Annotated in this window: 13 protein-coding genes; 7 read left to right on the top strand and 6 right to left on the bottom strand. The window is 45.2% G+C overall.

What is annotated here, in order from left to right:
• Positions 1 to 49: 49 nt before the first annotated feature.
• A complete protein-coding gene (locus Q0393_RS00740) occupies positions 50 to 1,426 on the bottom strand; it encodes a GntP family permease (RefSeq protein WP_298977176.1) in 1,377 nt (458 codons plus the stop codon).
• Positions 1,427 to 1,553: 127 nt separating this feature from the next.
• On the opposite strand from Q0393_RS00740, the gene Q0393_RS00735 reads away from it, so the two are divergent.
• Together Q0393_RS00735 and Q0393_RS00730 are read left to right on the top strand one after the other, a co-directional pair.
• Positions 1,554 to 1,865 (top strand): hypothetical protein, encoded by a 312-nt coding sequence (locus Q0393_RS00735; protein ID WP_298977174.1) that lies wholly within the window; start codon positions 1,554 to 1,556, stop codon positions 1,863 to 1,865.
• On the top strand, positions 1,852 to 1,998 hold the full coding sequence (locus tag Q0393_RS00730) for a hypothetical protein (protein WP_298977172.1): 147 nt from the start codon (positions 1,852 to 1,854) through the stop codon (positions 1,996 to 1,998). Before Q0393_RS00735 ends, Q0393_RS00730 begins: the two co-directional genes overlap by 14 nt.
• 530 nt (positions 1,999 to 2,528) lie before the next feature.
• On the opposite strand, the gene Q0393_RS00725 is transcribed toward Q0393_RS00730, so the two are convergent.
• From Q0393_RS00725 to Q0393_RS00705, 5 genes are all read right to left on the bottom strand, one after another.
• Positions 2,529 to 2,951 carry a Sua5/YciO/YrdC/YwlC family protein gene (locus Q0393_RS00725; protein WP_298977169.1) on the bottom strand — a complete coding sequence of 141 codons (423 nt, stop codon included), beginning with the start codon at positions 2,949 to 2,951 and terminating at the stop codon, positions 2,529 to 2,531.
• Positions 2,952 to 2,964: 13 nt separating this feature from the next.
• On the bottom strand, positions 2,965 to 3,864 hold the full coding sequence (locus tag Q0393_RS00720; protein ID WP_298977168.1) for a DMT family transporter: 900 nt from the start codon (positions 3,862 to 3,864) through the stop codon (positions 2,965 to 2,967).
• A gap of 361 nt (positions 3,865 to 4,225) precedes the next feature.
• Entirely contained in the window at positions 4,226 to 4,861 is a 636-nt protein-coding gene (locus Q0393_RS00715) for a GyrI-like domain-containing protein (protein ID WP_298977165.1), read from the bottom strand.
• Between the two features lie 267 nt (positions 4,862 to 5,128).
• Positions 5,129 to 7,639 carry an endopeptidase La gene (gene lon / locus Q0393_RS00710; protein ID WP_298977163.1) on the bottom strand — a complete coding sequence of 837 codons (2,511 nt, stop codon included), beginning with the start codon at positions 7,637 to 7,639 and terminating at the stop codon, positions 5,129 to 5,131.
• 8 nt (positions 7,640 to 7,647) lie between these two features.
• Complete coding sequence (locus Q0393_RS00705; protein ID WP_291939567.1) at positions 7,648 to 8,295, bottom strand: outer membrane protein assembly factor BamD; 648 nt, start codon at positions 8,293 to 8,295, stop codon at positions 7,648 to 7,650.
• 252 nt (positions 8,296 to 8,547) lie between these two features.
• Here Q0393_RS00705 and Q0393_RS00700 point away from each other — a divergent pair, with 252 nt between their 5' ends.
• The 5 genes from Q0393_RS00700 to Q0393_RS00680 all read left to right on the top strand — a co-directional run bounded on the left by Q0393_RS00700 (position 8,548) and on the right by Q0393_RS00680 (position 17,922).
• Complete coding sequence (locus tag Q0393_RS00700; RefSeq protein WP_298977162.1) at positions 8,548 to 9,288, top strand: type II secretion system protein; 741 nt, start codon at positions 8,548 to 8,550, stop codon at positions 9,286 to 9,288.
• Positions 9,289 to 9,300: 12 nt separating this feature from the next.
• Positions 9,301 to 10,359 (top strand): type II secretion system protein, encoded by a 1,059-nt coding sequence (locus tag Q0393_RS00695; protein ID WP_298977161.1) that lies wholly within the window; start codon positions 9,301 to 9,303, stop codon positions 10,357 to 10,359.
• Positions 10,359 to 10,892, top strand: a complete 534-nt coding sequence (locus Q0393_RS00690) for a hypothetical protein (protein WP_298977159.1) — start codon at positions 10,359 to 10,361, stop codon at positions 10,890 to 10,892. The genes Q0393_RS00695 and Q0393_RS00690 overlap by 1 nt, the downstream gene beginning before the upstream one ends.
• Before the next feature lie 15 nt (positions 10,893 to 10,907).
• Positions 10,908 to 11,450, top strand: a complete 543-nt coding sequence (gene raiA / locus Q0393_RS00685; RefSeq protein ID WP_298977158.1) for a ribosome-associated translation inhibitor RaiA — start codon at positions 10,908 to 10,910, stop codon at positions 11,448 to 11,450.
• Between the two features lie 271 nt (positions 11,451 to 11,721).
• Positions 11,722 to 17,922: a hypothetical protein gene (locus Q0393_RS00680; protein WP_298977156.1), complete on the top strand. Its 6,201-nt coding sequence runs from the start codon at positions 11,722 to 11,724 to the stop codon at positions 17,920 to 17,922.
• The last annotated feature ends 599 nt before the right edge of the window (positions 17,923 to 18,521 follow it).

Genomic DNA, 18,521 nt, shown 5'->3' with positions numbered 1-18,521 from the left:
CGTAGCGCTCCGCACTGATTTAGCGCGGTAGCGGCTAGAATAAGCTAACCTAGATCAAAAACAGCGACAAAACCCACACGCTGATCATGCCCGTAATGCCCATAATTAGGGTTAGCATGGTCTGTGTGCGGTAGCCTTGCTGCGGGTTCATCTTGCTGAAATTCGTAACGACCCAGAAGTAGCTGTCGTTAGCGTGCGAAACCGTCATCGCGCCCGCTGCGATCGCCATTACGACGAGTGCGCCGGACATTTCGGAGGTGAAGCCCAGCACCTGCATTAGCGAGCCGTCCGCGTTAAATGCGCCCATAATCGAAGCTGTAGTGATGATCGCCACGGTGGAGCTTCCTTGCGCTGTTTTTAGGACTGCCGAGATTAAGAACGGGAAGAAAATCCCCGCGGCTTTAATCGCGGTCGCATTGTCCTTGATGTAGGTTACGAAGCCGGCGTCGGTGATGACCTTGCCTAGCACTCCGCCCGCTGCGGTGATGAAGAGGATCGGGCCTACGATTTTTAAGGATTCGTTGGTGATCTCATTAAATTCGCCTAGTTTGCCGGTTTGCACGAGTAAAAATACCGCAAAAACTACGCCCAAGGCTAGTGCGATGATAGGATTTCCTAAAAATTGCGAAATTTCGCCCGCAAATCCGCCTACTTTTAGGATCTTGGCGACGGAACCCAGCGCCATAAATAGGATCGGGATCAAAATAGGGGCTAAGCTTAAAAATCCGTCCGGCAATTTGCCGTATTGTTTAAGCAGATCGTCGTAGCTTTTGGCGATGACTTCATTGGCTTCAGCCTCGCTTATATGCACGCTCTTGGCGACCTTTTTAGAAAAAAAGTATGTGGCGATCAGCACCGGCAAGGACACTACCGCGCCCATTGCGATTACGAGCAGCAGATTGCCGCCTAGACCCACGGCGCCTGCTGCGGCGATCGGTCCGGGAGTCGGCGGGATGAATACGTGTGAGGCATAAAGTCCGCCGGAGAGCGCTACTGCTAGAGCGACCGGATTTTCGCCGATTTTTTTGCTGATCGCTTCGCGGATCGGGTTTAAAACGACGAAGCCGCTGTCGCAAAATACGGGGATACCCACGATCCAGCCCATTATGAGCATCGCAAGCTCGGGGCGCTTCTGCCCGACTACGTTTACGACCATATCGGCGAGTTTGAGCGCCGCGCCCGTCTTTTCGAGCACGGTGCCGATGAGCGCGCCGAAGATTATGACGATACCGATACTCTTAAACGTGCCGCTGAAACCGTCGCCGATAATCGCGGGGATCTTGGCTAGCGGTATGCCCGCGACGATCGCGAGCGCCAGGGAGATAAGCATTAGCGCCAAAAATGGGTGAACGCCTGCCTTGGAGATCAAAAAAATCATCACGACGACCGCTATGGCGAAGCAGATGATTAACGCAACACCGCTCATAAAAGCTCCTTGAATGGATTTAATTTGCCCGCAAGCGGTTTAAACTTAAGCTCCGTTTGCGCCTCAAATTTAATGCGGTAATTTTAGCGAAATTTTAATATAAAGCAAGAAAGGCGGCGTTAAATTCATGAAAATTTATGATTTATGCGTGAATGAAGGACTAGTCGGCGGAATTTATCGGTACCGTGCGGCGAGAGGCGGTTTAAATTTTAAAATTTACGGCGTTTGCTTTGATGCGCTACGCGGCGGGCGGCGGAAATTTTATCGCGGATCGGTCGTCGTCTTGGTGCGGCAATGGAGACCGCTTGCGCTTTACGCGCAGCTTTGGCGGCTTGGGGGCGTGAGCGACGCGGACGGCTTTGCGGCGCTTGCTGCGGCGGAAGTAGTGAAGATAGAGTGCAATAGCTGCGGCGGCGATAGCGGCGATGAAAGGCGATAGTATCGGCGACAGCGGGATTTTTGATATACAAGGCGATGATAGAATTTTGATCGAAATTTACTCACGCGGCGATGAAATTTTAATTAAAACTATCGGCAGAAGCGGCGGAATTTTAATTGAGAGCAAGCGGTAGAGCTTTTATTAAAAGATCGGCGCATAGTGGCTCGGATAAAAACCAGCGGCAATGCCTGACCTACAAAATTTAGATCGAAAACACTCGGGATGCGAGAATTTCTAGCGATAATCTTAGCTCGCCCGAGTTAAAATTTTGATCGAGAATATTTGGGCAATAAAATTTCATTCAAAGACTATCTGCGGTGGAATCTTGCGTCTTTGAGAGCGGCAGGAATTTTACTGCTTGAAGGCAGCGGAGATTTGTGGCTTTTTATATGATTTTTCTGCGAGTTTTTCGTGAACTTTTCTGGATTTTTCAAAATTCCTGGCGGTCTTTGCGCGGTCTATCTGCGGCGGGATTTCACGGCTCGGCTAAATTTACAGAGCCATTTTAAATTTAGAAGGTCGTTTTAAATTGTGCAGAGGACAAAGTAGCCGAAACGAGGCATCCGGTTTTAAATTTGCAAAGCCGTTTAAATTTGTAAAGTTACTTCCCGCGGCGCCTCTTTTTTGTGTGCTCTTTGCGTGTTTAAATTTTAATCGACAGCTCTATCTAATCCGCAAAATTTTAGTTTTTGAAATTTTATAAATTTTCGAGCTTGCGTTCTGGCTGAAATTTTGATCCACGACCTGATCCGCCGCCGCTTTTGCCCAGGCTTCGTCGAAGTTTTGCCCGTTTAAATTTGCGCTACTGGAGTAGAGCCAGTCAAATTGCCTCAAAAACTCCTCATGTGCGCACTCTTTCACGACGCGCACGGCGGTGCCGTTCGGATATAAAAAGGTCGTTTTCCTCGCACGACGCACTAAATTTTTAAATTTAGCGGGCACGCGAGCGAGATTTTTTAGCTCGCTAAGCTTTGCCGTCGTTATGAGGCAGGGTTTGTCCGCAGGACGGTGTTTGAGCGCGTTTATCTCCCGAAAATCCTTACTCAAAAATCCGGCCGTCGTATCGGTCTGCGCCAAATAGATCATCTCTCCTCCAAATTCAGGTCTTTTTCCTATCTTTAGCCAGCAAAAATATGCACGAGATAATGAGCGTAAAGCCCGCAAAATCAAGAAACACGAACTCCGTCCCCAGCCAAAAATAGGCAAACGCCGCCGCGCTCACCGGCTCGATGCACGCGATCATGCTCGCCCTGCTCGCGCCTATTATCTTTAGCCCCGTCATGTAAAAGCTAAACGCGCATATCGTGCCAAGGATCACTACCGCGGCAAGCGCTGCAAAGCCCTGCGCGTCGCTCACGCCGCCTAGCTGCCAAACCCGCGTGTAAAGCGCGAGCGCGCCGCCGCCGATGACCATCCCCCAGCCTAAATTTAACGCGACGGGGTATTTTTGATTTAGCTTCGTGGGAATGAGGCTGTATATCACGACGCCAAGCGCGCTAATCAGGCACCAAACCAGCGCCTCCGCGCTGATAACCAGCGAACCCAGATCGCCGTGGGTGGCGAGCAGCACGACGCCCAGCACCGCGAAAATGAGCGCGATGAGCTCGACCTTTTTAGGCGCGCGCCGCTGTAAAAAGCAAACGACGCCGAGGATGAGCGCGGGCGCGGAGTACTGGATCACGGTCGCGACGGCGGCGTTTGAGAGCTCGACACCGCAAAAGTACGAATACTGCGTCATCATAAGCCCAAAAAACGCGTAGATGAGCAGCTGCGGCAAAAGCACGCGATCTTTTAGCGGCGCAAAGGCTAGGCGCGGCGAGCGAGCGATGTAATACGCTACCATCGCAAGCCCGGCGAGGCCTAGGCGATAGGGCACGAGCCAGTCGGCGCTGACGCCTTTTTGCGTGAACAGATACTGCCCGCAAACACTGCTAAATCCCCATAATACGCCGCCAAGAAGCGTGATGAAAACGCCAAAAAATTCGCTCTGTGATCTCATTTGCCGCCTTAAATTTAAAGCCAAAGTATACAAGCTTATGCTTAAGCTGGGGTTAAATTTGGGATTCTGCGGAGTTTGTTGGGCAATGTTTGCAACTAGTAAAATTTTGTAAATTTTAAAATTTAAACCGTACAAAGAGATAGCAAAATTTTACTCTGCTATAAGAATTTAATAAAACTACGCGAGAATAGTGTAACTTTGATTTAAGAATTCGTTTTTATCAACTCTCTTAAATTGTAAATCAAATTTAACTTAGCATTAGCGGCTTATGCAGTGAATTTGGCTTTGCATTACGTGGCGGCTTCGTAGTTTGCCTAAGCTATATTAAATCGCCGCGAGGCCAAATTTAGCCCAAAAATGGCTAAATTTTCCTAATCGGGAGTCTGATTATCGTTTTGCATTTTTGCGGCGCGGTTTTTCTGGGGTCGCTTAGGTAGATTTCGTGATGCGCTCTTTGCTCGCCAAAGTCCTTTGCGTAGCCATTCGCGGCGATAAACTCGTCTATTTTGGCTACGCTTTGCGGCTCGTCATCAAAGCTGCCGACGTGTAAAATTTGCGCGCAAAGCCCCTCATCTATCCTCAAAAACTCCGCCGCACCGCAGTCCAGCTTCTTTTTCTGCGTAGCCTGCTGCACCGCCCAGTCGAAATTTTCTCGCGCGATAAAATCAGGTAGTCTAATTGCGCTAATCCAGCTAAAATCGCTCTTTCGGGCGTAGTCCGCCGCTCCGTCAGCAGAGCCGCGCTGCCGCCAAAACCCCTCTAGCGGCGGCACGACGTACTCGAAAAAGCCATCGATTTTATACTCGGTTTTGTAGCTCATTTTTAGCGCGTAGCTCACGGCGTAGAGCACCTCTATCGCGCGCTGATACGCTCCGCCTGATTCGTTCGGGTCGCCCTCGCCTCGGACGCAGACGAAATTTGCAGGCGGGATAGTTAAAGTTTGCGGTGTCTGCTTTGGCGCGTAAAGCTGTCTAAACTCTTTTTTAAAATCAAACATTTTATTCCTTTTGCAAGGTAAATTTCATAAAATTTTGCGCTAAAAGCGAAGCTGAAATTTTAAACTGCTTTAAAATTTTACATCATTACGCGATCGCGCGTATGCGAAATTCTACGAAATTTTACGTTCGCCGCATCGTTACAAGAAATTTTGCCGCAAGCGCATCAATGTCCAGCTACGCAATAAAATTTAACGCCGCTATAAATATTTTAAAATTCTGCCGAAGCGCGCGGCTAAAGCGGCTAAATTTAAAACGGCGCTTTAAATTTAGACTAGCGCCAGCTTCAGTACCTCTTTGATCCGATCTACCGGCGTTATTTTCAGATCGTTTTTGACCTCGTCGGGGATCTCTGCCAGGTCGCGTTCGTAGTTTTTGCGTGGGATCAAAACCTCGGCGATTTTGGCTTTGTGCGCGGCGATGAGCTTCTCTTTAAGCCCGCCGATCGGCAGCACTTTGCCGCTTAGCGTGATTTCGCCCGTCATCGCCAGATCGGCGCGCACCTCGCGCTCGCTTAAAATCGACGCGATCGCCGTGCTCATCGTGATGCCCGCGCTCGGTCCGTCCTTAGGCGTCGCGCCCTCGGGCACGTGGATGTGAAGGTCGAATTTATTATAAATCTGCTCCGAGCTTTCGGAATTCTCCTCCTCGCCTAAATTTCGCGCCGCCGCAGGGCTTTTAGACGCGCCGCTATTTGCGCGCAATGCGGAGTTTTTGCCCGCGCGTGAGGCTTTTGCGGCGCCACTCTCCGCGTCTTGAGCGGCTTTGAGCTTGCCCTCGTCGATCAGCACCTTTACGACGCTAAAGGCGATCTGCGCGGATTCTTTCATCACGTCGCCGAGCTGGCCCGTGATCGTCATCGCGCCCTTGCCTTTGATCTTGACCGCCTCAATCTTGAGCACGTCGCCGCCTACCGCAGTCCACGCAAGCCCGTTTACGATGCCGATTTGATCGCGCTTTTCAACCTCGTCGATCTCGAAAACCTTTTTATTTAGAAATTCGCTTAAATTTTTCGTCGTTACGACGATTTTTTTAAACTCTTTGTCTTTTAAAATTTTAACCGCGACCTTGCGGAAGATCGCTGCGATTTGGCGGCGCAGGTTTCGCACGCCGCTTTCGCGCGTGTACTCTTCGATGATCTCGGCAAGGGCGGCGGGGTTGATCGCTACGTCGGCTGATTTTAGGCCGTGGCGCTGCAGCTCCTGAGGGATCAGATAGTCCTTAGCGATCTGAAATTTCTCCTGCGGCGTATATGAGCTAAGCTCGATAAACTCCATCCTATCGCGCAGCGGCGCGGGTATGAGAGATACGTCGTTTGCCGTGGCGATAAAGATGATCTTGCTAAGATCGATGTTGAAATTTAGATAATAATCCCTAAAGCTCGAGTTCTGCTCCGGATCTAAAATTTCAAGCAGAACCGCCGTCGGATCGCCCTTGTATGAGCTTGAAATTTTATCGATCTCATCAAGCACGATGACGGGGTCCATCTGATTTGCCTCGATGAGGCCTTGCACGATGCGGCCCGGCATAGCGCCGATGTATGTGCGGCGGTGTCCGCGCAGCTCGTTTACGTCCTCGAGCCCGCCTAAAGCGACGCGGATAAGTTTGCGCTTAAGCGCGGTCGCGATAGAGTTCGCAAGGCTCGTCTTGCCTACACCGGGAGGGCCGTAGAAGCATAAAATCGCGCCGTCTCCCTTGCCGTCCCCCTTACTCTGCTTGCCGTTTATGCCGCGAAGCTCTAAAAGCTGCTTTAGCGCGAAATACTCCTCGATGCGCGCCTTTGGCTTTTGCAGGGAGTGGTGGTCTTTGTTTAGCTGCGCGGTGACGCCCTCGATGGACATCTTGTGCTTTGCCGCTTTTTCGAACGGCACTTCGATCACCCAGTCCAGATAGCTCTGCACGAGCCCCGCATCGGCGCTGTCCGGATGGAGGCGGGCAAATTTATCGATCTGCTTTTTGATCTCTTTGTAGGCATCCTCGCCTAAATAGGGCTTTTTGGCCTCTAGTTTTTTGCGATACTCCTCGATCTCCGCGTCTCGGTCGGCATCGCCGCCGAGCTCCTTTTGGATCTGCTTGAGTTGCTCTTTTAAAAAATACTCTTTGTTCGTCTTATCGATCTTGGAATGAACCTTGCTTTTGATCTCCTTTTCGAGCCTCTGCGCTTCGATCTCGTCGGAGATGTAGTTGATGAGGTTGAAAAGACGCTTTTGCAAGTTGCTCTCGGTAAAAAATGAGTAGGCTACCTGCTTTTTTAGACGCAGTGCGCTTAAAATCAGGTCGCAAACGCGCGCGGCGTCGGTGCCGTCGTCGATGGTTTTTAGTAGATCGTTCGGGAAAAAATGCGTGAGCGTGCTAAGCGTCTTGGTTTTTTCTTTCAGCACGCTTACCAGCGCGTCTAATTTCTGGTCATTGCCGCGCTCGTCGTGGATGATATCGACGGTAGCGATTAGCGGATCTTGCGAAATTTCTTTTACGATTTTACCTTTTAGCGCGCCTTGAAATAAAATTTTAACCCGACCGTCGGGAAGCGGTACGGTTCTCATCACGGAGCCCACTACGCCTGCGTTATAGATACCGCCGAAGCTTCTATCGCCGCTAAATTCCGACTTGGAGCTTACGACCATTATCATAGATTCGTTTTTGGCGGCTAGATCGAGGGCTTTTTTATTATGCTCGTCGCCGATGAAAAGGGGCGCTATCATAAACGGATATAAAAATAGCTCGTCCTCGACGATGATAGGCAGATCGCTTGGGAAGGTTGTATTTTGAATCAGTTGCATCGCTCCTCCTACTCAAAAATCGCGCGATACCAAGGCGAGCGTGGTTTGATGACGTCGGTGCCGTTTAGCGGGGATTCCTCGATGCGTTGCTCGTAAATTTTGGCAGAACTTTCGCGGTCGGTGCGCTGGTAAAGATCCTTGATGTCGATATTTAGCTGATGCTCGGCAAGTCTGAGCTTCGTTAGCATCGTCTCAAGTAGCGGACGATACTCGCTCTGTGGATATTCAGCTATAAATTTTCGAATTTCGTCGATGCTGTTTAGCATTAGCTTTTGGTTGCGATTTGGGCGGCTAAAGGAATCGAAATTTGCTCTAATTTTTAGAAATCTTGCGTATTCGATCTTTTGCGTCGTGCCGTAGAGACGGATATATTCGTCTAGGTATTTGTTTGCTTTCTCGTAGTTTTCATCCTCCACAAAAGCCCACGCCATAATGAGTGTCATCTCCTCAAGCAGCGGAGAGGCGATGTGTTCGCTAGAAAAGCTAGTGTAGTGCTTCTCGGCATCCTCCATATTTGCGTTGTTGATATCTTCTAAAATTTTAGAATACCATGCCTCGGGGCTTAGATTAAAAAGCTCGCCGTCGCCTTTGCCACTGCAGCCGCCGATAAACGCGATAAATAGGAGAGCGGATAGAATTTTACTTAGATTTGTCATAAAAAATCCTTGGAATTTATTTAGCTCGTAATTTTATAGTCTTTGAGTAAATGCAAGCTTAAATTCCGCGTCCAAATTTAAAAATGGAATTTCTTTAAAATTTTTATGCGTTCGGGTTTAAAAATCTTTGTAAACCGAAAAAATTTACGCGATAAATTCTAAATTTAAGTTTAACAATAGTATAATTAGCGCCGATAACGCAGAGTAAGTTTGCGTTTCCGTAATTTCAGAATTTTAAAGAAAGGATGTAAGATGAAAAAAGGTTTTACTCTAATTGAGCTGATCTTTACCATCGTGATTTTGGCGATCACGACGATGGCGATCCCGCGTATCGTCGCGCAGACGACCGAGCTAAATGCCCTTGCGATCAAAGAGGAGCTCGTATATAACGCTAAAGCTTTTATGTCGCGTGTGTCTAAGGCGCAATGGGATAGCGCATACGCAGCAGATGCTAGCTGCGGAGGTGATGCGAGCTGCATGGATAGAATTTTAACGGTAAATCCGCCCGCTGACGGCGCTCCCGAAGTTAGACCCGGAATTTTAAATGAAGCTAGTAGGCGCGGAATTAGCGCTCAAGCTCCAGCTACAAAAAGACAATTCGGTAGAAATGGAATTTCTTTTGGTGGCGGTCGTTATAACGATATCGACGATTTCGACCAGTTCACGACCGATATAACAGTCGGTAATTTGGTGGGCTCTAGCAGTAGAGGTGATTTTATCCTCAATACTAGGATTAATGTCGATGTAGATTATGTAGCAGAGCCTTTTAGCGCGGCGGAGTATGCTACGGGTACCGATATAAGAGGTGTTCTTAGAGATCTACCTAACGACGAGTCCGCTGCCCCTACTAATATCAAGATGGTTAGTGTTGCCGCTACGGATCTAAACGACGCCGTAGCTAAAGATGGTACTGCTAAATCAGTTGTTTTAAAGGCATTTTTATCTAATATCGGCGTCGGCGTTCAGACAACCGTCACTAGACTACATAACTAATAGGAGCGCGAGATGAAAAGAGGTTTCACCCTTATAGAGCTTGTGTTTGTTATCGTAGTGCTAGGGATCATCTCAATGTTTGGCGCTGATCTATACACCAAGATCTATAAATCTTACGTGCATGTACGTGCGGTAAATCAGCTGGAAGCCAGAACGCAAAATGCGATGATGCTAATCACAAATCGTTTAGAAGATAGAATAAAAAGCTCTACCATAGGTAGAGATCTTGCCGTAAATGATTTTGTGCCGATTAGCGATCTTACCGATCCGAGATTTGATATATTAGAGTGGATCGGACAAAGCGTAGAGACTAGAAATATAAATCAGAGAAATCCTGGCTGGAGCGGCTTTATGTCAATGTCTCAACTCCGAGATAGCACATGGACGGCTGATACAAATAATGCCGGATATATCGCAGATACTAGGGCTGCATTTAATATGGTATCCTTGGGTAGTGATTTTCCGCAAGTAGCTAGGATAGTTGGAAATTTAAGGGCTACTGCTTACAATACTCCATCTAATAATACTCAGGTCGCCGTTATATTTAGAGCTGTTACTAATGATGCTTCGCCTACTAGCGTAGGCATAGGCTTCGGCTACGATAGGGCTGTTTGGGCAGACGGCAGAAACCGCGTGCTAATCGCCGTAGGCACTCCTAGTGCTGCGGGTAGCGGTAGTATACAAGGTGAAACTATCGCTATCAACCAATATCCGTTCAATCCAAATAATGCCAACTCACAGGAATTTTCTGAGCAGTACTATATAGCACATAGCGCTTACGCGATCGTTCCCGATCAGGTAGTAACATATACGAAAGACAATGCGGGCAATTTGAGTAAGAATTTTAATCTGCTCTTGAAATATAACTATCGCCCATGGAGCACTGTCGCAGGCGATGCGCACTCATATGACACTGCTAGTAGCTCGTTACTAGCAGAGGATGTGAGCTTATTTAGGTTTAAGGACGATAACGGCGCCGTTGCGCTTAAACTATGTATGAGAGACGACGGCAGAAATTTCGATCCGGCGGAGTTGGATCTAAACGTTTGTAAAGCACAGGTGGTGTACTAATGAAAACTATGCAAAAAGGCTTTGCTCTAGTAGCAGCCATATTTTTTATCATCATTGTAGCGACTACCGCGATTACGGCGCTATCTATCGCGTCTATGACGGCTCGCGACGTCAATAATATCCAAGGCAGAGAGCAGGCGCTACTGCTAGCGCAGAGTGCTACGGAGCTGGCAGTCCTTGCTATGCAAAAGCACCAGTATCTAACTACCGAGCTTAGGGCAGGAGGCGCTACGGCTGCGACCTATCCTACGTTAAATACGATTACTCTTGAGTATCCGTCAAATGATCCAGCTCAAAAGATGTTTGACATCACCGTAACATTCGGATATTTTGATAGACAGCTAGGTGCACCCGGTAATCATACCGTAGCTTATAGTAATTTTGGGCAAGGCTCGTCCGAAACACTTGCAAATGGTAGTGTAGGCAGAATTCTAAGTCATGCTGCGCTTGTAGACGTAGTAGTGAGATCTAACGTAGAAGTTATGGGCAGACCGCAGATTACGTATCACAGGCGCACTATTCAAAAACCATAATGTAAAGGAGAGGCGATGAATTTAAATATCGTAGGTAAGCAGTTTGAGCTAACGGAAGCTATCAAAAATTATGTCGAAAACGCATTTGAGACGCTAGAAAAATATAATCTCGACATCATCTCGGGGCGTTGTGTAATTTCTGCCGACGAGAAGCAAGGCAAAAAGGGCTTTGTGGTGGATTTCTCATTAAATTTAGCGCATCAAGACACTATAGTCGTGCGTCAAAAAGATAAAGATCTCTACGCTGCCGTCGATCTCATCGTCGAGCGCGCCTCAAAAGTGCTTCGCAGATACCACGATAAGGTAAATTCTCACAAAAATCGCGACGAAATGAAACAAAACGCCGTAGATAATGCAATCGGTGCTAATGAGCCAAATTTAAACGACGAGGTTGATGAAATCGTCCCTACCGAGCTAGAGCTTTATAAACCGCTAGAGATTGATGAGGCGCTAAATAAGCTTAAAGAAAGTACCGATCAGTTCTTGGTCTTTAACGATATGGATGCTAAAATGCGTGTGCTTTACAAGCGTAAAGATGGTAAATTCGGCTTATTTTAGAATTTTAGAATTTTAGAATTTTAGAATTTTAGAATTTTAGAATTTTGAAGACGCGGAATTCTCGCGCCTTTTATTGTTTGAGAGTCGTTGTTTATTTGTTGTTATATTATTTTTTAATGTAGCTCAAGATAAATAAAACCACATCTTATAAAATCTTTTTTTAGAAATTCTTTAAAATTTATTTATATTTGTTCTATATCCATATTAAATTTAAGCAAAAAAAATGTAAAATAGTAGTTAAAAATTATGTTATTGACCGGAGGGTAGTATCATGAAAGTTAAGAGTTTTAGCTTCGCGCCTATTTTGGCGCTGTTGTTTTGTTTCGTGGCGGGAGCCTTTGCGGATAATAGACCCAATATTAAGATCAATCCCGCCGTTATAGATCCTTGGGAATACCCTGATAGTGGCGTGATCAATAGTAGTGATCCGCATTGGTATTGGTATTCAAGCGGTGAATGTGGAGATGGCGCCGGTCATAATCATTGTGGAACATGGAATTTTAGTGGTATTCGAGATTGGAAAAATCAAACCCCTGTAGTTAGATTTGGTGGTCCCGGTACCTATGTATTTGGAGACTATGCCGTAGCTGGAAATACAGTGCTTAGTTTTGATTGGGACGGAGTTACAAAAGGAGTGGATAAAAACTTTATAGCTGGCGCAAACGGTCATTATTTAAAAGAAGATCCAGATACTTCGGCGGGTGCCTTTTATCTAAATAGCTCCAAATCGACTCTAAAACTACCTAAGGGTATTACTAAAGATGATATCGTTTTTGCAGCTTTGTATTGGCAAGGTAACGTAAGAGAGGCAAGAGAGCTTATCAATGAGGGATGGGATAAATACGTAGGAAATGGCGACGGAGTTAAGTTTGCGAAATGGTATAAATGGGCTAAGCTTAGAATGAAAAGCTCAAAAAGTGCAACAAGTACCGCTCCTATAGATATCCCAAGGGATAGATGTAACGGCGTAGCCGGCTGGAACTATAGGGAGAATGCTAGCTATAGAAATCTTCCTAACCCTCGGAAGGTAGAGATGCGTTTGGAATACGGCTGCTTTGCAGATATTACGGATAAAGTGAAGGCAAACTTTGTTGATTACTCTGATAGTATAGATTTTACCGTAGGAAACATAGTAGCCAGCGATGGTAGGGACAATGCTGGCGCGGCACTTATTAACGGTGAGCTAAAAAATATTCGACTTGGTATGTGGGGTGGCTGGGGTGTAATCATAGTATATGATAAGACCTTGGACTCTAGAAATAAGCTAATGGCAGATTTACAAAGCCCTGCTAATCCTGTAGGTGTAGCGAAACCGTTTACTTACGCAGAGGCTGCAAAATTTAAAAACGATTATTACAAGCCTAAAAACGTAACCGTATATGGTGATTTTATAGCTATTACACCTTGGGCAGGCGCAAATGAATCTATAAACGTAAAAGCCGAGTTAAAAGGCTTTTACACTCCTAGGAGCGGTCGCGTTAATGCTAAGCTTAGTTTTTTAGGTTTTGGTGGCGAGGCGAAACTTGGACCTGAAATGAGCGGCAATGATAAGACGAAGGAATTTTTTAGAGTAGAGAATAAAAAAGCGGGCGGTAAAATGGATACTTTATATACTCCTAATGCCGCTTGGTCTAATGGAATAAACGCATTGGCTCAAATCGGAAGCGAATGGTATTCTAATATATTCGGCGGTACCATTATGAGGCTAAGAAGCGAAAATGGTGGATATGCTGCGATACCGGAAATCCTAAGAGGTAAGCATTACGAGGGAGCGGATCAGGCAGCCGCCGTGGATTTAGATGAATTTGATATAAGCGATAAAATGGGCTACGGGCAATCAAGTATAAAGTTGGAACTGGGTGGTACGTATAACTCAACAAACAACCAATCCGATCAAAACTTTATAAGTATGATAGCAATATCAGTAGATCTGTATGTTCCTCAACTATGCTATCAGTATGAGGTATATAATGCCGCTAACTGGGTAAAATTCTTTAGAACTAAAGATGAAGATCCGCAGAATGGCAAAGTTATCGGTAGCAGATATAGTAAGACTGAGATTGACGACAATAAGCCAGAGCAGATCAAAAATCCAGTAGTTGCGGGCGAGCATATCTACTATAGAATGAAATTCGAAAACAGACTAAATGGTGGTAATAGCGAGGATGCTGTAGGTGCAGTAGTGTCAATCGATTTTGCTCAGGCAGGCGCTGCCTATACCAAAGATAGTTCTACTATAAATAATGAACTAGCCATAAACGATCCTATCACTACCACTACAAATACCATACCTGCAGCGGCTGCAGAGAAACTGGTCTATCTACGCGATGGTCAAAAGGGTGCATATAAGACGATGAAAGATGTCATAAATGGCGGCACCCCAAATGTTACGGATCCTATCTATAATGATAGGCAATTTACGACGCTAGATAATAATGTCTTAAAATTCTATATCGGCGAGGGTGCAGGAGAGATAAAAGCTGGCACGACTACTCCGGTGGGCGGTCTAATGAGACCAGGTAAGGCGGCGTATGGTGAGTTTAACGCTACCGTTAATACCGGTGCAAAAATTCTTCAAGCTCCTGCCGTGACATTAAGCTACAAGATGAGTCTAGATATCGGCGGCGGTCAGCGAGTCGTCCTAGATATGGATAGTGCCTCTGAACTTGAGCTATGCGATGCAACGAAGGTTTCTAAAAGTGTTGATATCCAGCCGCTAAGTGGTTTGCAAGTAGTAAATAAGAATTTTAGTAATAGCGACGACGATGATAGGCTATATACTCAAATCTCCGATAAGCCTTTTGATACAAAACTCATCTTTAGACCAGATTACGAGAGCCAATATTGTAAGTCTTATGACGATAAAACCGGTAAATGTACAGATTATATCGGTGCGGCTGCGAATTCTCCTTACTTTAAAAAAGATCCTAATACAGGTAAGCTCGTATATATCGGTAGCAAGGATAGAAAGCTTGAGAAATTTGGCTTGGGAGGAAAATTGTATTTATCTGTTATAAGAGCTAAAAATGCCGCTACTACCTCAGATAAAGTCAGCGAGGATGATAAGAAAAATAGCGTAGTTTATGCATGCCGATCAGTAACTGATACCTTAAAAATTCCGTTTAAGCTAAATGGTGATTCCTATTCTGTAGATAAGGAATTAGATTTTAAAAATAAGAGCATTTTGGCTCTAAATAATATAGAGATAGGTGATGCGTATCAAGGTCTTACGTTTATGCTTAGTTATCGTCCTGACGAGCAAGCTACTTCGAGATCCGATTTAGATAAGTATATAAAAGATAAGGACTTAAACAGCGAGGATCCTAAGGCTTACTATTTAGAGCTTAAAAAATGGGAGCTTAAGAAGCAATACGGGTATTGTGAAGCCAATGAAGATTTTGATTGGTGCAATAAAAGCCTGACTGCGGAACAAAAGAAGGATATCTGGGATAATATTATACAAAAGAAGCTGGATGAGCTTAAAAACAGTATAGATGTTGCCAGCAATGAGTTTGGCATTAAAATGTCAAAAGATGGATCATTCCACATATGCGGTAGCGATAACTTCGTACTCCGCCCTGCGTATTTCAAAGTAGATACCGATGCGCTAAATAATTCCGGTAAATATAGCAAGATCGTAGATACTACCGCTAGTGGCGATATAACTAAAAAAGGCGTTAGTACCGATGTTTATAATCCTGCCGAACTTCGCGTGGGTGGGGACTATGAGCAGAACGCAGATATTTTAGCGCACGTAATATCGGCTAGAAGTTATAGCGATAATGGCGTACCTAACTATACTGCAAGAATTGGCGGTGACCTAGGTAATCAGCGCTATCATCTACGTAAAAGCTACGGTACGGATTCCGACGATACTCAAGATATATCGACTAAGATCCGTGGCATCCAGACTTACTTGCGCCCATTCATATCTAATGAATGCGCGGCTAATGTAGATACCCAGTCCTACTATGTCGATAGAAAAACAGCCACTACTACATTAAAACGTGGTGTAAAGCAAGACGGCTGCTACGGCGGTACTGCAGTAGAGTATTCTGGTGCTAAATACAATGCCCAGACAGGCAAATATGAGATTGATCCGGAAGCTATCAAAAAGGGCTCTTTTGGCAAGAGTGATGATGTTTCGTGCGTGTTAAATGGTACAAGCTCAAAATTCGACGCATCGTATAGAAGAGTATGGGATAAAAATGCCGTAAGCTTATGGGCGGATTTTAATGCTAGAGATATCGTAGAGACTGGAGGTGTAGCAAAATTCAGCGGCAAGGGCAATTCTCAAGGCGCATATTTGATGACTCAGTCTAGAAAAGCTTCTGTGGATAAAGATAAAGAAAATGCCGTCATTTATACTGAAGGATTAGGTGCAAATGCCGATAAAATTTTCAATTACTACAATGTCGGTGATGTACTGGTAAGCGTCTATGATAACTCATGGACGGATGCTTACTCCGATCAGACCTACTCTAAAAAGTGGAAGAGTGCTAAATGTATTATCAATTCATCTAACAACACTCCGGACGCTAAAGGTATGGTGGGCTGCGACGTAGGTATGAGACTTGTCGCCAATAAAGATAAAGCGATAAACGACAATATCGTATTGCGTTATAAGCCGGATCGTATCAGAGTATCGCTCGTAAGCCTTGATAATGGTATAACAAGCGGCGTAGGTGATAATAATATCACCGGCGGAACATCCGCATATACATATTTTAATGATCCGTATATTGAGAATAATGTCGTAGTATATCCAGGCGAAAATCCCGCACAGAATTTAGCTGTAACACGTCAGATAAGCCAGCTTGCCAAACTTAAAGTCAATGCTGTAGCGTATCTATCTGACAAAGTTTATAAGGATGTCATCGCTACGCTTTATGACGGATATAAGCAAGATGTTGGCGGCGCTCCTCAAGCCGTGTGTGGATTTTCGAGCGATCTTGATTTTGCGCTAAATTTTGGATTTGATTGCGCTAGCAATAGTGCCGATGGACGTTGCTCCACAGCTACCGCTAACAGGACCGGCGGAGATACAAATTACGTGCCGTATCCTAATAGACCTACCGTTGTTTACAATATCCCTGGCGGTACACAGTTTTTCGCTAGGAATTCTAACGATTGCCTAGGCCCTACAGGATATGATAGCAGATGCTATACATATAACGCAAGGACCTTAAGCTCAACTGTTACCGGAGGTTGGGAAGAAGCTGCTTCCGCTGCTGATACGGGCTACGGCTTGCCTATACCGCTTGGAATAGCGCTTAATTATTATTCCGACGCTTCATTAATAGGCGGACTTATTAATAGACCAAAAGGCGGCACAGGAATTAATTACGATTCTAAGTCAACTGATTTTAGAATTTTGGCGCAAGGATTTAGAGAGGGGCAGACCCCTGGTTCAACTGTGTATTTTAATTTCGCTAGGATGCATAAAACCCCTAGCACTCCGGTGCTTATCTACGCTAGTGACTTTAATATCGGAAATGGCACGATTAGTATCGCCGAAAATTTTTGGCCGTCAAAATTTGATAAATCATACAATGCTATCTCGGATACAACTTCGGAGCAATATAAGAAGGATGATATAAAGTTATCCCAAGAGAACTTTGATACTTTCATCACTAGAAAGGTTAGCGAAACCGGAGCTGCAAGCAAAGCTGCTTATATAGCCGCTGCTAATTCCAATAGTAAGACCTATGCAACAGGTAAAACCGTTATAGACTATAGTGATAACGTAGGCACTTATGCGCTATTCGTCTATGGTACGTCATATGACAAGAGCCTGGGATCTAGAGTGTATCAAGCCACTACCAGAACTGGGGTAACCGTGCCTATTTATACGCAGATCTATTGCGGTAGAACCGATAGGTGCGCGAATATGCCTGCTCCTAGCGCGGAGCTTGCTTATGAAGCCCCTAGCTCAAATATATTTACCGTGCTAGCGGCTCAAGATCATAGCCTAACCGATTTTACGAAGTTCGTAGTAAATACTAGAGCTACTTTAAATAATATAGGAGCAGAATTCGTAAGCGCTTATACTAGCTTTACGCCTACTGGCGTAACTGTTCGCAGGGGTAATGTAGTAAGCGGTGGCAAGGAAGATATAACTATCCAGGCTACCGTACCAGGTCAGGCTAGGATACGTATTGAAACTAACCCATGGCTTATCCATACGCCTGCTGACAATCAGAGAACTATGTTTACTGTACCTCCTACTACTGGAGCTTACTCTAGCAGGTTCCCTGGTGTGCCACAGTATTTCAATCCTCTTACTGTAAACGTAAGAGCTGTTAGACCTACAGTCTGGGGCGGCGAGGGTCAAGTCAAATCCGGTACGGAAGATGATGTAGGATCGTTTGCCGGTGGTAGCACGTCAGATAATAGTACTAGTGATACTTCTACGAAGAAGCTAGGTACGGGCGACATTCGCGATATCTACAATCAAAAGACCGATTGGTAGTATTCGTGCGTTAAGCTCGCAACACAAAGGCTAGCTTTCGGGCTAGCCTTTTTTTATGGGCGAAATTTCGGTTTTCTTGGCGACAAATATTTTGAAATTTTGCTTTGCAAATTTTTTCCTAAAAATTCCATGAAATAAATTTTTTGGAATTAAATTGCGAAATTTTGCTGTAAGACGTTGGTGGTAAAATTTTACTTACCGAAGTTTGCATACTTGTAATGCCATAAAATTTTGTGTATCAAATCCTTCGTAGTAGAATTTCAAAATAAAATTTCATATGGCGATCCTCCTCCCGTTTATTAAAATTCTCAGCCATCAGCATTGCAAGTTTCGCGTAGCGTGATCATGCAAGGCTTATTGTAAATTTTTATTGCGCGAGATTTTGTATTTCAATGCAGTCGCAAAATTCAATTAGTAAAATCTGCTCCCAACTCTCATCCTAAAATTCTATCGCGGCAAACGCACCACTGATAAAACTTAAAATTCTATTGCTCAAAGCCGTCCGCATTTTCTCTTATCCTTTAAAATTTCGTTTTGTAAAATTCCAATCTGGCTAGATCTGCCGTATAAAACCGCTTTATAAATTCCACCTGCTCATT

The organism is uncultured Campylobacter sp. (assembly GCF_938015785.1).
Classification (GTDB): Bacteria; Campylobacterota; Campylobacteria; order Campylobacterales; family Campylobacteraceae; genus Campylobacter_B.
The sequence above is the reverse complement of the archived record's forward strand: the minus strand, read 5'-3'. Positions and strand labels throughout refer to the sequence as shown.

What these genes read in the sequence shown, in the direction of transcription:
- Q0393_RS00740 (WP_298977176.1), bottom strand. Translation starts at nt 1,426, where the DNA reads ATGAGCGGTGTTGCGTTAATCATCTGCTTCGCCATAGCGGTCGTCGTG.
- Q0393_RS00735 (WP_298977174.1), top strand. Translation starts at nt 1,554, where the DNA reads ATGAAAATTTATGATTTATGCGTGAATGAAGGACTAGTCGGCGGAATT.
- Q0393_RS00730 (WP_298977172.1), top strand. Translation starts at nt 1,852, where the DNA reads ATGAAAGGCGATAGTATCGGCGACAGCGGGATTTTTGATATACAAGGC.
- Q0393_RS00725 (WP_298977169.1), bottom strand. Translation starts at nt 2,951, where the DNA reads ATGATCTATTTGGCGCAGACCGATACGACGGCCGGATTTTTGAGTAAG.
- Q0393_RS00720 (WP_298977168.1), bottom strand. Translation starts at nt 3,864, where the DNA reads ATGAGATCACAGAGCGAATTTTTTGGCGTTTTCATCACGCTTCTTGGC.
- Q0393_RS00715 (WP_298977165.1), bottom strand. Translation starts at nt 4,861, where the DNA reads ATGTTTGATTTTAAAAAAGAGTTTAGACAGCTTTACGCGCCAAAGCAG.
- lon (WP_298977163.1), bottom strand. Translation starts at nt 7,639, where the DNA reads ATGCAACTGATTCAAAATACAACCTTCCCAAGCGATCTGCCTATCATC.
- Q0393_RS00705 (WP_291939567.1), bottom strand. Translation starts at nt 8,295, where the DNA reads ATGACAAATCTAAGTAAAATTCTATCCGCTCTCCTATTTATCGCGTTT.
- Q0393_RS00700 (WP_298977162.1), top strand. Translation starts at nt 8,548, where the DNA reads ATGAAAAAAGGTTTTACTCTAATTGAGCTGATCTTTACCATCGTGATT.
- Q0393_RS00695 (WP_298977161.1), top strand. Translation starts at nt 9,301, where the DNA reads ATGAAAAGAGGTTTCACCCTTATAGAGCTTGTGTTTGTTATCGTAGTG.
- Q0393_RS00690 (WP_298977159.1), top strand. Translation starts at nt 10,359, where the DNA reads ATGAAAACTATGCAAAAAGGCTTTGCTCTAGTAGCAGCCATATTTTTT.
- raiA (WP_298977158.1), top strand. Translation starts at nt 10,908, where the DNA reads ATGAATTTAAATATCGTAGGTAAGCAGTTTGAGCTAACGGAAGCTATC.
- Q0393_RS00680 (WP_298977156.1), top strand. Translation starts at nt 11,722, where the DNA reads ATGAAAGTTAAGAGTTTTAGCTTCGCGCCTATTTTGGCGCTGTTGTTT.